This window comes from Arthrobacter sp. BG3 (assembly GCF_056680185.1).
This window is the reverse complement of the sequence record NZ_CM155270.1, coordinates 3,084,246-3,096,995: the sequence shown is the minus strand read 5'-3', so window position 1 is coordinate 3,096,995 and position 12,750 is coordinate 3,084,246. Positions and strand designations below refer to the sequence as shown.

The window sequence follows — 12,750 nt, the reverse complement described above, 5'->3', positions numbered from 1 at the left end:
CACCCATGCTAGGACGCCGGACGGGCGGTTCCCAGCCGCCTTCCAGCCGGACTCCTTACGCTTGAGGGATGACCATGAGCGAGATGTGGCCGCTGCTGCGGCCCCTGAGCAGAAGGCTGGCCCTGCTGGGCTGGGCTTCCAGCGCTGCCGGCATGGCCGCGGGGCTCGCCATTGCCATCGCCAGCGGAACGCGGCTCTCGCCCGTGATGAGCACCCTGCAGCTCGTGGCCGTGGTGTCCATGGCCGTGGCGGTGACCAGCTTCATCACGGCCACATCGGTGCAGCCGCGCTCCCCCGTGCGGGACGACGGTGCATCACCGGACAGACTGGAACCCGGGGAGCTCCCCGACACCGTGCAGAGTTTGCTGCTCGGCTCCGTGGCCCTGCTGGCGGGGGCGGTCGTCTTCGCCCTGGCCGGATTCCTGCTCCTCAGCGGGCCCAGCGAGCAGTCCGTGGCGTTTTGCCAGGTCTTCTTCCTCGGCGCCGCCGCGTCCGGATTCACCTTCATGCTGTTCAGCAGGGTGGTTCCGCGCCGCGGCAGGAACTGACCGGCCGCTTTCCTAGAGCTCCACGCCGATGAGCAGCGGTTCCGGGTGCAGTTCAATGCCGAAGCGTTCGACGACGCCGCGGCGCACCTCGCGCGCGATCGCCAGCAGGTCCGCAGCGCTGGCTGCCCCCCGGTTGGTGATGGCCAGGGTGTGCTTGGTGGACAGCGAGGCCCGGCCGCCGGAGACGCTGTCCGGCTCAAGCCCGAAACCCTTGCCGTAGCCGGCCTGGTCGATCAGCCAGGCCGCCGAGAGCTTGGTCAGGCCGTCCGCGCCTCCCGGGTAGCGCGGCGCATCGTCCGGCAGTCCGGCGGCCGCGGCTGCTGGCACGATCGGGTTCGTGAAGAAGGAGCCGGTGGAATAGGTGTCCCGGTCCGCCGCGTCCCACACCATGCCCTTGGACGCCCGGAGCCGGAGGACCTCCCGCCGGACATCGTTGGCGTAGGCCCGCCGGCCGGCCTCGACGCCCAGGGCGCGGGCCAGTTCGGCGTAGCGGATGGGCGCGCTCATCCGGCCCAGCGGCAGCTGGAACTCGACCGTGAGCACAACGTAGCGCGGGGAGCCGTTGACGGTGGTCTGTTTGAGGATCGAATCGCGGTAGCCGAACTTGAGTTCCGAGTTCGTGAAGGTCTGCACGGCGTTGCGTTCCCGGTCCCAGGTCCGCACGGCGGCGATGGTCTGGGAAACGTCCGAGCCGTAGGCACCGACGTTTTGGACCGGGGTGGCGCCCGTGGAGCCCGGGATGCCGGAGAGCGCCTCGATCCCGGACCAGGCATGCCGCACGGCGTGCTCCACCAGGGCGTCCCAGTTGTGGCCCGCCTGGACCACAACGGCGACGCCGCCACAGGAGTCCTCCGCGTTGACGGTGAACCCTTCCGAGGCGATCTTCAGCACGGTGCCGGGGAACCCGTCGTCGGACACCAGCAGGTTGGAGCCGCCGCCGATGATCAGCAGGGGCTCACCGGCAGCGTCCGCTGAGCGGACGGCCTCGATGATCTCGGCCTCGGTGCGGGCCTCGATGAAGTTGCCGGCGGGGCCGCCGACGGCGGCCGTGGTCAGGGCGGAAAGCAGTGTCTGGGTCACCCGACCAGCCTAGCCGGGGAACACCGCACTACCCTAAGCAGCGCCCTGCCGGTCAGCTGACTTTCCGGGCCACCGGGGAAAGCAGGAAGCTGACCACCAGCATCACCATCACGGCCAGCAGGGAGTGCAGGATGCCGACGTGCTCCGCCAGCAGGCCCAGCAGCGGCGGCCCGCAGAGGAATGCGCCATAGCCGATCGTGGAGACCACGGAGACCCGGGCGGCGGCCTTGGCCGGGTCGTCGGCGGCGGCGGACATGCCCACCGGGAAGCCCAGCGACGCGCCCAGCCCCCAGACGGCGAGGGCGGCGTAGGCCACCCACGGCACCGGCGCGAAGACGAAAAGGCCCAGTCCCAGCACGGCCAGGGCCGCGCACCAGCGCATCACCGGGACGCGGCCGAAGCGGTCCAGGACCACGGTCCCGGCGAAGCGTCCCACGGTCATGAACGTGACGAAGAGGCCGTACCCGGCGGCGCCCGCGGCGTCGGACTGTCCGTGGCCGTCGGCGAGCGCCAGGGCCACCCAGTCCCCCGCTGCCCCCTCGGCGAGGGCCAGCCCCAGCACGAGCACCCCCAGCAGGAGCGTGCGGCGGTCCCGCCAGGCCAGGGCGATCTGGCGCTTGTTGTCCAGCGGGGCCTCGGGCGGGTCCATGCCCGGCAGGATGACCGGAATGGGCCCGGTGGAGGGGTCCTCGAAGGTATCGGGCCGGGCAGGCGTGAAACCCGGTCCGGCGTCCACCGGGGTGATATCCGCACGGAACCAGGCAGCGACGGTGGCCACGGAACCGGCGACGAGCAGCCCCACCGCGGCGAAATGCCAGAAGACGGGGACGCCGGCTCCGGCGGCCCAGGCTCCCGCCCCGGCGCCGGCAACGGTCCCGAGGCTGAACGATCCATGCAGCCGGGGCATGATGTGCCGGCCGACGGCGCGTTCCACCGCCGCGCCCTCGACGTTGGAGGCCGTGTTCCAGCTGGCCGTGCCGAGGCCGATCACGGCCAGCCCCGCGGCGACGGCGGGCGGGTTGGCCAGGACGGTGGTTCCAATGCCGGCCAGGACCAGCCCGGCGCCCACCATGATGCTGCCGATCCGGATAGTCTGCTTGGAGCCGAAGCGCAGCACGATCAGTCCCGACGCGGAGACCGAGACGAAGGAGCCCAGGGTCATGCACAGCAACAGCAGCCCGACGTTCGCCGGAGTCAGGTCCAGCCCGTCGCGGATGGCCGGGAGCCGGGACACCCAGGTGGCGAACGCGATGCCGCTGACTGCGTAGGCGGCCACCACGGCGTTACGCCACTGCGTGACCTCCACGGCCTGGCCGGTGCGCAGCTTCACGGCAACGCCATCCGGCTACGCCAGCCTGACGACGGCCTGGGCCTTCATCAGCACTTTCTGGCCGCCGGAGATGACGGTCAGGTCCACCCGGGCGGTGCCGGCCGCGGCGTCGAGCGCTCCGATGGCGCCGCTGACCTCAATCACGGCGCCAGCCTCGGCGGTCCCAGTGGTGTCGGACACCGGGACCGGTTTGGTGAAGCGGGTCTGGAAATCGACGACGGCGGCGGGGTCCCCGGCCCAGTCGGTCACGAGCTGGACGGCGGAGCCCATGGTGAACATGCCGTGCGCGATCACACCGGGCAGTCCCACGCCGGTTGCGAAGGCCTCATTCCAGTGGATGGGGTTGAAGTCGCCGGAGGCACCGGCGTACCTGACCAGGTCCGTGCGGGTGACGCTGATGTTGCGGCTGCCGATGTCCTGGCCGACTGCGAGTTCCGAAAGTGTGGGTGTCATGTCTACTGTCCCTCTCCGCGGACCAGGATGGACGAGGTGGCGGTGGCGACGGCCTCGCGGGCCTCGTCGCGGGCCTCACCCTCGGTGGCACCGGCGGCCAGGGCGAAGATTTCCGAGCGGGTGGTGATCATGGCTCCCCCGCCCATCGCACGGACGCCGTCGACGTGCAGTTCGGCAACCAGCCGGTCCCCGGCGATGATGGGCCGGTGGTGGATGAACCGCTGGTCGGCGTGGACCACGCGGGAGAAGTCGATGCCGGCGTCCGGGTCCTCGATCAGCTGGGCGTCGGCCCGCTGGGCGACGATGATGGCGAAGGTCGGCGGCGCCACGAGGTCGCTGTGGCCCAGGGCCCTGGCCGCATCCACCTCGAAGTGGGCGGGATGGGTGGCCTTGACGGCGCGGGCGAACTCGCGGATTTTCTCGCGGCCGACGTCGTACACCTCTTTGGCAGGGTAGCTGCGCCCCTGCAGATCCGGATTGATAGTCATGGTTCCAGCCTAGCGTCAGGCCTCCGGGCAGCTGCGCCGATGACGGGCCCGTGAATGGAATGCTGACAGGGATTCTGAACAGCATTCCGGGATGCGGTATGATGGAAACATCAATCCATCAACTCATGGCCGGTCGAGGGACCGCAGGGCCAGGAAGCACGGGCAGCGATGATTTCGGCAGCGCAAACCCCTTTATACGAGATCAAGGCGAACCTGTTCAAGGCCCTCGCCCACCCGGCGCGGATCCGGGTGCTCGAACTGCTGTCCGCCGCGCCGGATAATGCAGCACCCGTCAGCTATCTGCTGGCCGAGACGGGCCTCGAAGCGTCCCACCTGTCCCAGCACCTCGCCACCCTGCGCCGGCACGGGGTGGTGACCTCGACCCGCTCCGCCAATACGGTGACCTACCGGCTGGCCCACCCGAAAATCGCTGAATTGCTGGCCATCGCCCGGACCTTCCTCCTCGACAGCCTGGCCGATTCCAACGACCGGCTCAGACTCGCGCAGGAACTGCCCAGCGAACACCTGAAGGATTCCGTTTCATGAGCGCGGCACTGGGGCACCTCAGCCGGTTCCTGCCGTCCCGGCGTGACTATGACGGCCTGCGCTCGTCCTGGAAGACGGACCTGCTGTCCGGGATCACCGTGGGGATCGTGGCCCTGCCGCTGGCGCTGGCCTTCGGCGTGAGTTCCGGCGTCGGCGCCGAAGCCGGACTCATCACCGCCGTCGTCGCCGGCCTCGTGGCCGCGGTCATGGGCGGCTCGCACGTGCAGGTCTCCGGCCCGACCGGCGCGATGGTCGTCGTCCTGGCCCCTGTCGTCGCCATCCATGGCGTTGGCAGCATCGCCCTGGTCTCCCTGATGGCGGGGCTGCTGGTGATTATCCTGGGCATCAGCGGGCTGGGCCGGGCGGTGGCCTTCATCCCGTGGCCGGTCGTGGAGGGCTTCACCCTCGGCATCGCCGCGATCATCTTCCTCCAGCAGGTCCCGATGGCCACCGGCACCACGGGGATACCGGGCCACAACACCCTGCTGGCCGCCATCGAGAGCGCCTCCCAGGCCACCGCGCCCGCCGTTTTCCAGACGCTCGGCGTCGTGGCCGGCGTGGCCGCCGTAATGGTCCTGCTCCCGAAGCTGAACAAGGCCCTGCCCGCGAGCCTGATCGCGGTCCTGCTGGCCACCGTGGCCGCCGAGCTGCTCCAGCTGGAGATCCCCCGGATCGGTGAGCTGCCGCATTCCCTGTCTGCACCGTCGATGCCGTCCCTCGCTCCGGCGGCGCTGGGCGGGCTGCTGATGCCCGCGGTGTCCATCGCGATGCTGGCCGCCATCGAATCGCTCCTTTCCGCACGGGTGGCGGCCGGGATGGTGGGCCCTGACGGGAGGCCCTCCGGGGCCTACAGCCCGGACCGGGAACTCACGGGGCAGGGGCTCGCCTCCGTCGCGGCAGGGTTCTTCGGCGGCATGCCGGCCACCGGCGCCATCGCCCGGACAGCGGTCAACGTCCGCTCCGGCGCCAAGACCCGGCTGTCCGCGATTGTCCACGCGCTCGTGCTGCTGGCCATCATCTATCTGGCGGTCGGACTGGTCGGGAGGATCCCGCTCGCGGTCCTGGCCGGGATCCTGATGGTCACGGCCGTCCGCATGGTATCCAGGCACACGGTCGGCGCCATCATGCGCTCCACCCGCGCCGACGCCTTTGTGTTCGTCCTGACGGCCCTGATCACCGTGGCCTTCGACCTGATCGTGGCAATCGAGATCGGGCTTGTCGCCGCGGCCCTCTTTACGCTGCGCAAGTTCGCCTCGCTCAGCGGGGTGAAGCGCGAGGAGGTTCCCGGGCCGCACCGGGAGGGGGACGAGCACATCGCGATCTTCCGGCTCGACGGCGCCATGTTCTTCGGCGCCGCGGAACGCGTGCTGCAGGAAATCAGCCAGGTCAAGGACATCCAGGTGGCCATCATCCGGCTCTCGCAGGTGCGGATGCTCGACGCCACGGGGGCCCACACGCTGGTGGAGGTCATCGCGGCGCTGGAGCTGCGCGGCGTGACGGTCCTGCTGAAAGGCGTCCAGCCGGAGCACCTCGAGCTGGTGACCAACGTCGGGGTGATCCGCTCGCTGCGGCACCACAAGCACCTGTTCTCATCCCTGCCCGAGGCCGTGGAGCATGCCCGCAGCCACGTGCTCCGGAACGCCGCGGCTAACGCTTGAGGTTCTTCCGGATCGTCTGGCCGCGGACCACAATCCCAGCGATGTGCAGGATCAGCCCCAGGCCGATCACGGCGAGGGAGGCGACCGCCAGGTCCTGGTTGCCGGAGGTGTTCCCCACAAGGTTCAGGGTAATGCCGACGGCGAGCAGCCCCATCGCGCTGAAAACCAGCGCCTTGTAGGTGGTTGACGCGGTTTCCCAGAATTCTTTCAGCACCGTGCCAGTCTACTGGGGACCGCCGGCAACACCGCGAGCCGCAGCATTCCTGGCGCCACTCACATTGCCTGGCGACGCGGGAATACGGGCGCGTCCGGTATTCTGCGCGTCTCGGGTCAGTTTCAGCGTCAGAAGAGGGCTTCCTGGACTGCCGGGACGTCGCTTCCGTAGTCGCCGAGGTTGACGGTCCGCGCCTTCAGCTGGGCGAGGTTGACGACGAACTCGAGGTCGGCGCCGTCGAGCCGGGCCAGCGCGACGCTGCCGCTCAGCGAGTCGATCCGGAACCCGTGGGCGCCCGAACTGAGCTCATGCGGGTAGGCGTGCCGGACAGCCGGTGCGCAGGCGGCGTCCGAGAGCCCCGGCCGCAGCCACCGCTCATCCAGGACCTGGAAGCCGCCGCCCCCGGCGCCGGCCAGCAGCCCGCGGACACCGCCGGCCAGCCGGCTGTTCCGGGCGTCCAGTTCGTCCGCGGGAGCCGGCCCGGTCAGGGCCGAGGCCTTGGCGGCCGAGCGGATCTGCTGGGGAACACCGGCGTCGCGGGTCACCAGGTCCTCGAGGATCCTGACGACGCGGCCGTCGGCGGCCCGGGCGACATAACGGGCGACGACGGCGCCCTGTTCAGCGAGCCTCTTCCATTTCCGCAGGTTCGCGGCAGTTCCCACCTTGCTGGCGCCGTTGGCGAAGGTGGCGATGTAGAGCCAGTGCGGCTGCATCAGGTAGGCCCGCAGCCCGGGCGGCACATGGCCGCCGCGGTGGAAGTCGTGGATGAGCCGCGAATCGTCCACCACGAAGCACCGCTCGCACTGGCTGCCTTTCACGGCCCGTGCCCGTGCCGGGCAAAGGACGTGGTCGCGGTCGGCAGGGCCGTGCACCTTGTGGTGCCCGAGGCAGTGCTTCCCGTCGGCGGCGAGCCGGAAGCCCAGCCGGGTCCCGGCGTCGAGCGGAAGTTCGGTGAAGCCGCCGTCAGGGTCCTGCAGGCGCAATGCCGGGCGCCCGCCGTCCGGGTCCGGCAATGCGGCCGGTGCGGCCGGTGCGGCGGTTGTGGCCGGTGAGGCCGGCGCGGCCGGTGCGGCATCCCAAAAGACCCCGTGGACCAGATAGCGGGTATCGGTCACGGGGTCTCCTTGGTTCGCGGCCGGCTAGAGCGCCGGCTGCACCCCGAAGGCTACCGCGAGCTTCATGATCTTCTCGGCGCGGCCCAGGCGGGGCAGGTCGGAGCCGTCGCGGATGACGCGGCCGCTGGCCTCGAAATCGGCCATGAAGTCCGTGGCCCAGGCGACGTCGGACGGCGTCGGGCTGATGACCTCGTTGATGACCGGGGTCTGGTCGATCGCCAGGCAGAGCTTGCCGGTCATGCCCATCATCACGGTGATGCCGGTCTGCTCGCGCAGGATCGGGTGGTTGGTGCCGACGGTGGGGCCGTCGATGGGGCCCGGCAGGTTCCCGACGCGGCTGGCGACCACGAGCTTGGCCCGCGGGTACGCCATGGCCTCGGGGGTGGCCGCCATGCCGGTGTCGCGGCGGAAGTCGCCCGAGCCGAAGGCCAGCCGGAAGGCGCCCTGGGCCTTGGCGATGTTGTTGGCTTCCTCGATGCCCACGGCGGACTCGACGAGCGCGATGACCGGCGTCTTGCCGTCCATGCGGTGGAAACTCTCAGTGACCTGGTCCGCGGACTCGGTCTTGGCGAGCATTACGCCGAGCAGGCCCGGGGTGCCGCGGAGCCCGGCGAGGTCATCGGCCCAGAAGGGGCTGGTGGCGTCATTGATCCGGACCCAGGCGCTGCCGCCGGCGGTCAGCCAGTCCACGACGTTGGCGCGGGCGGCGTCCTTCTGCGAGGGGTCCACCGCGTCCTCAATATCCAGGATGACGGCGTCCGCGCGGGACGCGGCCGACTGATCGAAGAGCTCAGGTTTCATGGCGTTGACCAGCAGCCAGGATCGGGCGATTTCGGCTGGGATGCTGCGTTGGGGCCGGACGATCCCGGCGGTGGTGGTGGAAGTCATGTATCTACGCTAACTGTTCAGGGGTGTTCCCCGCGAAGTATTCCGGCCCCTGGGGGTGACCAATACGACCAAAATCACGCCCTTGCCCGGTTGGCTCGCAGTTGAGGCCTCTCTCGGGGCTCAGAACGGCCTCAACTGCGGACTGCCCGGGTGGGGTGCGGCGGGGGCTGTTAGGGGATGTTGCTGCCGCGCGCTGTGACCCAGAGCCGGTACCACTGGGCCCGGGTCATGCCGGCGGCGACCTCTGCCGCGTCGGCGCAGGCGCGGATGCGGTCGGGGTTGGCGGTGCCGATCACGGGCGCGATTCGGGCCGGGTGCTTCATCAGCCAGCCCAGCAGGACCGCCTCCCCGGTGGTCTTCTTCTCCGCGGCCAGCTGCGCCACCAGGGCGGCGGTTGCCTCCTCCGCGGCCGACGGCGCCGCGGCCGGTGCCCCGGTGTAGAGGCCCCGTGCCAGGGAACCGTAGGCCTGCAGGGTGATCCCGTGCCGGACACAGTGCTCCACCGTGCCGTGCGGGAAGCTGTAGTCCGTGCCCTCGGCATGGTTGACGAGCACCGTGCTTTCCAGCCAGGCGCGCCGGGACAGGCTCATCTCCAGCTGGTTGGCGACCACCGGCGTCCCGAGCCGGTCCTGCAGCACCTCGATCTGCGGCCCGGACATGTTGGACACCCCCAGCGCCCGGACCTTGCCCTCCGCCATCAGCCGCCCGACGGCGGAGGCAACCTCAGCGGGGTCCAGCAGCGGATCGGGGCGGTGCAGCATCAAGACGTCCACGTAGTCCGTGCGGAGCCGGGCGAGGCTTTCGTTGACCCGGGCCAGGATGGCATCCCCGCTCAGGTCGTAATACGTCTCCAGGCCCTGTTCGTTGAGCCGGATGCCCACCTTGGTCTGCAGCCGGATGCGTTCGCGCAGACCCGGGGTCCGGGCCAGCACCTCGCCGAACACCGCCTCGGACTTGCCGCCACGGTAGATGTCGGCATGGTCGAACAGCGTGATGCCGGTCTCGAGGGCGGCGTCGACGGCGGCAGCCGCCTCGTCCACGTGCGCGGACGAGTACGGCTCCGGGGACCAGCTGCCGCCCAGGCCCATGCAGCCATAAATCAGCTCCTGGCCCGGGGCCGGCTGTTCGGCAGGCAGTTCGGCCGGCTGTTCGGCCAGCCCGCTGGCCGTCTCACTGGCCTCCGGCCGGTTCACCGCAGCCAGACGGTGGTGCTGCCCGGCAGGAGGTTCTTCTCGAGCGGAGCACTGCTGAGCAGCACCTCTCCGGCGGGGAGCTCTACGGGTTCGTCACCGAAGTTGGTCACGGTCTGCCAGCCACCCGGGCGGCTGAAGTGCAGCACTGCCGGGCTCGCGGTGGGGTGCCATTGCAGTTCTTCGGAGGTCTGCAGTTTGCGGCGCAGCTTCAGCGCCCGGCGGTAGAACTCCAGGGTGGAACCCTCGACCCCGTCCTCGGCCGCGACGGCGTAGCGGCTGAACCATGCCGGCTGCGGCAGGTGCGCCGCGCCGTCGCCGAACCCGAAGGAGGTGCCCTCGGCGGTCCAGGGCAGCGGGACGCGGCAGCCGTCGCGGCCAATTTCGACGCCCTTGTTGCGGAAGAACGTCGGGTCCTGGCGGTCGGCGTCGGGGATCTCCGCGACCTCCTGGAGGCCGAGCTCCTCGCCCTGGTAAAGGTACGCGGAGCCCGGCAGCGCCAGCATCAGCTGGGTGGCAGCGCGGGCACGGCGCAGCCCGAGCTCGACGTCGAGCTCCTCGGCCGGTGCGCCGGCCAGCAGCCAGCCCTTGCCGTCCTGGCCCTTGGCATGCCGGCCGCCGCCCTGGGGCAGGCCGTAGCGCGTGGCGTGCCGGACGACGTCGTGGTTGGAGAACACCCAGGTGGAGGAGGCGCCGGACTCGGTGGCCTCGGCTAGGTTACGGGTAATGATTTCGCGGAATTCCTCGGCGTCGAAGTCCGCCTGCAGCAGGTCGAAGTTGAAGGCCTGGCCCAGGCCCTGCGGGCTTGCGTAGCGGCCGCGGCGGCTGGCATGGACCCACGCTTCGGCGACGGCGGTGCGCGGCGGGGTGTATTCGTTGAAGACCTCGCGCCATTCGACGTAGATCTCATGGACCTCGTCGCGGTCCCAGAACGGGTGCGAGCCGTCGTCGTGGCCGTCAGCGCCGGAGCCTGCCGGGCTGAGCTCGACCTTGGACAGCAGCGGCTCGGTGAGGTCCTTGGTCAGGGCGTGCGCCACGTCGACCCGGAAGCCGTCCACGCCGCGGTCGGACCAGAAGCGCAGGGTCTTGAGGAAATCGTCGCGGATTTCGCGGCTGGACCAGTTCAGGTCCGGCTGTTCCTTGGCAAAGATGTGCATGTACCACTGGCCGGGGGTGCCGTCCGGCTCGGTGATGCGTTCCCAGGCCGGGCCGCCGAAGACGGACTCCCAGTCCGAGGGCGGGATCTCACCGTTTTCGCCCTTGCCGTCCCGGAAGATGTACCGCTCGCGGGCGTCGGAGCCGCGGGGGGACGCAAGCGCCTCCTGGAACCAGATGTGCCGGTTTGAGGAGTGGTTCGGCACGATGTCGGCGATCAGCTTGATGCCGGCGGCATGCAGGGCGGCGGACATCTCATCGAAGTCCGCCAGCGTTCCGAGCTTGGGGTCCACGTCGCGGTAGTCGTCGACGTCGTAGCCGCCGTCAGCGAGGGCCGAGGGGTAGAAGGGACTGAGCCAGACGGCGTCGATCCCGAGTCCCAACAGGTACGGGACCTTGGCCGTGATGCCCTTGATGTCGCCGAGGCCGTCACCGTTGGAGTCGTAGAAGCTGCGCGGGTAGATCTGGTACACAGAGGCCTGGCGCCACCAGTTGGGGTCGGCGGCGAGATCGGAACCGGACAGGGTTGCCAGCGTGGCGGTGTTGGACAAGGGGGATCCTCCGGGGTTCGGAACTGGGTTCTGGTAATTTAGATACAAGCTAAATATATTGCCTGAACAATTATGGGTCCGGACCGACGGGGAGGTCAATATTCCGATGCCGCACGCCGCCGCCGCCACTCCCCAGCTGCTGCGCCGGGTGAACGCCCAGTCGGTGCTCGGCGTCATCCGGGGCACGGAAATCGCCACCGGCACCGAGCTGATGGCCCGGACCGGGCTGACACGGGCGTCCGTTATTGCCGTCTGTGAGGACCTGATCCGGCGCGGCTGGATCCGCGAACTGGACGCCCGCGATGAGGACCAGCCCGGCAGCCCGCGCAAGGGTCGGCCGGCCCGGCGCTTCGAGCTGAACTCGCGGGCAGGGTTCGTCCTCGGCCTGGACATCGGCGCGGCCACCACCACCGCCGCCGTCGCGGACCTCCGCGGCACCGTCCTCGGACGCTCCAGCGAAAGCTTCCGGGCCGCCGACATCCCCGCGGAGGAGCGGATCGACGTCGTCGACCGTGCCTGCCGCCGGGCGCTGGCCGCCGCCGGGACCGGCCCGGCCAGTGTCCTCGCCGTGGGGGCCGGCATCGCCGCACCCGTGGACCGCGACGGCAAGGTGCTGGTCAGCCAGCACTTCTGGAGCCTGTTCGACGTCGGGCTCCGCTCGGCGCTGAAGGAGCTGCACGGTTGGACGGTGCTGCTGGAGAACGACGCGAACCTTGCCGCCCTGGGCGAACGCTGGCGCGGTTCCGGCGCCGGCGTCGATGACCTCGTGGTGCTGCTGGCCGGTGAACGGCTGGGTGCAGGGGTGATGGAGTCCGGGCGGCTGCTGCACGGCCGCGGCGGCGCGGCCGGGGAAATGGGGTACCTGGACCTGGTGCAGGGCGTGGGCTCCAGCGACGGCATCGCCACCCTGGCCAGGCAGTGGTCCGCGGCCGGCGGCGGGCCTGCCGGCGGCGGCGAGGCCAGCGCCCGGCGTGTCTTCGAGGATGCCGCCGCCGGGGACCCCGCAGCGCTGGCCATCCTCGACCGCCTCTCGGAACGGATGGCACGGGTCATCGCCTCCGTGGCGAGCTTCATCAACCCGGAACAGGTGGTGATCGGCGGCGCCGTGGCGGAATCGGCGGGGGCGCTGCTGCCCGGCATCACTGCCCTGCTTCCCCGTTTCACGGCGACGCCGCCGCGGGTGACGGTCTCGCCGCTGGGCGACGCGGTCGTCACCGTTGGCGCCATCCGGCACGCCTTGGACTACGTCGAGGCGAACGCCCTCGAGCTGGAACTCGGGCGGTAGGACCGGGATTCGGCGGGGCTGCTGGTGGCGGGGCTGGTGGTGGCGGGGCTGCTGGTGGCGGGGCTGCTGGTGGCGGGGCTGCTGGTGGCGGGGCTGGCGGCTGGGGCCGGTGGCCGTAGCGCGCAGGCTTTGCTCAAGATTCTGCAACGATTTGCTACCTAAGACGAAAGTTCCTTGCAGATTGCCGGGTCTGACGGCGCGCCGTCCGTAGACTGACCTCACTTCCTCTCCCCGGCCGTCCCGCTGAGC

The 12,750-nt window shown here is 70.3% G+C and carries 13 protein-coding genes; 4 read left to right on the top strand and 9 right to left on the bottom strand.

Annotated features, from left to right (window positions below; genetic code table 11):
• Positions 1-68 precede the first annotated feature (68 nt).
• Complete coding sequence (locus AC1MFL_RS13875; RefSeq protein ID WP_479810462.1) at positions 69-548, top strand: hypothetical protein; 480 nt, start codon at positions 69-71, stop codon at positions 546-548.
• Between the two features lie 12 nt (positions 549-560).
• Here the strand turns inward: AC1MFL_RS13875 and AC1MFL_RS13870 are convergent, their stop codons facing one another.
• Genes AC1MFL_RS13870 through AC1MFL_RS13855 form a run of 4 tightly spaced genes read right to left on the bottom strand, consistent with a single transcriptional unit; the run spans position 561 to position 3,899 of the window.
• Positions 561-1,628 carry a UDP-N-acetylmuramate dehydrogenase gene (locus AC1MFL_RS13870; protein WP_479810461.1) on the bottom strand — a complete coding sequence of 356 codons (1,068 nt, stop codon included), beginning with the start codon at positions 1,626-1,628 and terminating at the stop codon, positions 561-563.
• 52 nt (positions 1,629-1,680) lie between these two features.
• A complete protein-coding gene (locus AC1MFL_RS13865) occupies positions 1,681-2,958 on the bottom strand; it encodes an MFS transporter (RefSeq protein ID WP_479810460.1) in 1,278 nt (425 codons plus the stop codon).
• A 15-nt stretch (positions 2,959-2,973) separates the two neighbouring features.
• Complete coding sequence (locus AC1MFL_RS13860; RefSeq protein ID WP_479810459.1) at positions 2,974-3,411, bottom strand: MaoC family dehydratase; 438 nt, start codon at positions 3,409-3,411, stop codon at positions 2,974-2,976.
• 2 nt (positions 3,412-3,413) lie between these two features.
• Entirely contained in the window at positions 3,414-3,899 is a 486-nt protein-coding gene (locus AC1MFL_RS13855; protein ID WP_479810458.1) for an FAS1-like dehydratase domain-containing protein, read from the bottom strand.
• A 168-nt stretch (positions 3,900-4,067) separates the two neighbouring features.
• Between AC1MFL_RS13855 and AC1MFL_RS13850 the strand changes: the two genes are divergently transcribed.
• Both AC1MFL_RS13850 and AC1MFL_RS13845 read left to right on the top strand, forming a co-directional pair.
• Entirely contained in the window at positions 4,068-4,445 is a 378-nt protein-coding gene (locus tag AC1MFL_RS13850; RefSeq protein ID WP_226760464.1) for an ArsR/SmtB family transcription factor, read from the top strand.
• A complete protein-coding gene (locus AC1MFL_RS13845) occupies positions 4,442-6,103 on the top strand; it encodes a SulP family inorganic anion transporter (RefSeq protein ID WP_479810457.1) in 1,662 nt (553 codons plus the stop codon). The genes AC1MFL_RS13850 and AC1MFL_RS13845 overlap by 4 nt, the downstream gene beginning before the upstream one ends.
• Here the strand turns inward: AC1MFL_RS13845 and AC1MFL_RS13840 are convergent.
• The 5 genes from AC1MFL_RS13840 to AC1MFL_RS13820 all read right to left on the bottom strand — a co-directional run bounded on the left by AC1MFL_RS13840 (position 6,093) and on the right by AC1MFL_RS13820 (position 11,216).
• Entirely contained in the window at positions 6,093-6,317 is a 225-nt protein-coding gene (locus tag AC1MFL_RS13840) for a DUF3188 domain-containing protein (RefSeq protein WP_479810456.1), read from the bottom strand. The two genes, AC1MFL_RS13845 and AC1MFL_RS13840, sit on opposite strands and share 11 nt — an antisense overlap.
• A gap of 128 nt (positions 6,318-6,445) precedes the next feature.
• Positions 6,446-7,432, bottom strand: coding sequence for a DUF2797 domain-containing protein (locus AC1MFL_RS13835; protein ID WP_479810455.1), 987 nt, complete (start codon positions 7,430-7,432; stop codon positions 6,446-6,448).
• Positions 7,433-7,456: 24 nt separating this feature from the next.
• The gene (locus AC1MFL_RS13830) at positions 7,457-8,320 is read right to left on the bottom strand and encodes an HpcH/HpaI aldolase/citrate lyase family protein (protein WP_479810454.1); all 864 of its coding nucleotides are present in this window, start codon (positions 8,318-8,320) and stop codon (positions 7,457-7,459) included.
• A 170-nt stretch (positions 8,321-8,490) separates the two neighbouring features.
• Positions 8,491-9,456: an aldo/keto reductase gene (locus AC1MFL_RS13825; protein ID WP_479815467.1), complete on the bottom strand. Its 966-nt coding sequence runs from the start codon at positions 9,454-9,456 to the stop codon at positions 8,491-8,493.
• Between the two features lie 53 nt (positions 9,457-9,509).
• Complete coding sequence (locus tag AC1MFL_RS13820) at positions 9,510-11,216, bottom strand: glycoside hydrolase family 13 protein (RefSeq protein ID WP_479810453.1); 1,707 nt, start codon at positions 11,214-11,216, stop codon at positions 9,510-9,512.
• Positions 11,217-11,322: 106 nt separating this feature from the next.
• Between AC1MFL_RS13820 and AC1MFL_RS13815 the strand changes: the two genes are divergently transcribed.
• Positions 11,323-12,501, top strand: a complete 1,179-nt coding sequence (locus AC1MFL_RS13815) for an ROK family protein (protein WP_479815465.1) — start codon at positions 11,323-11,325, stop codon at positions 12,499-12,501.
• Positions 12,502-12,750 lie beyond the last annotated feature (249 nt).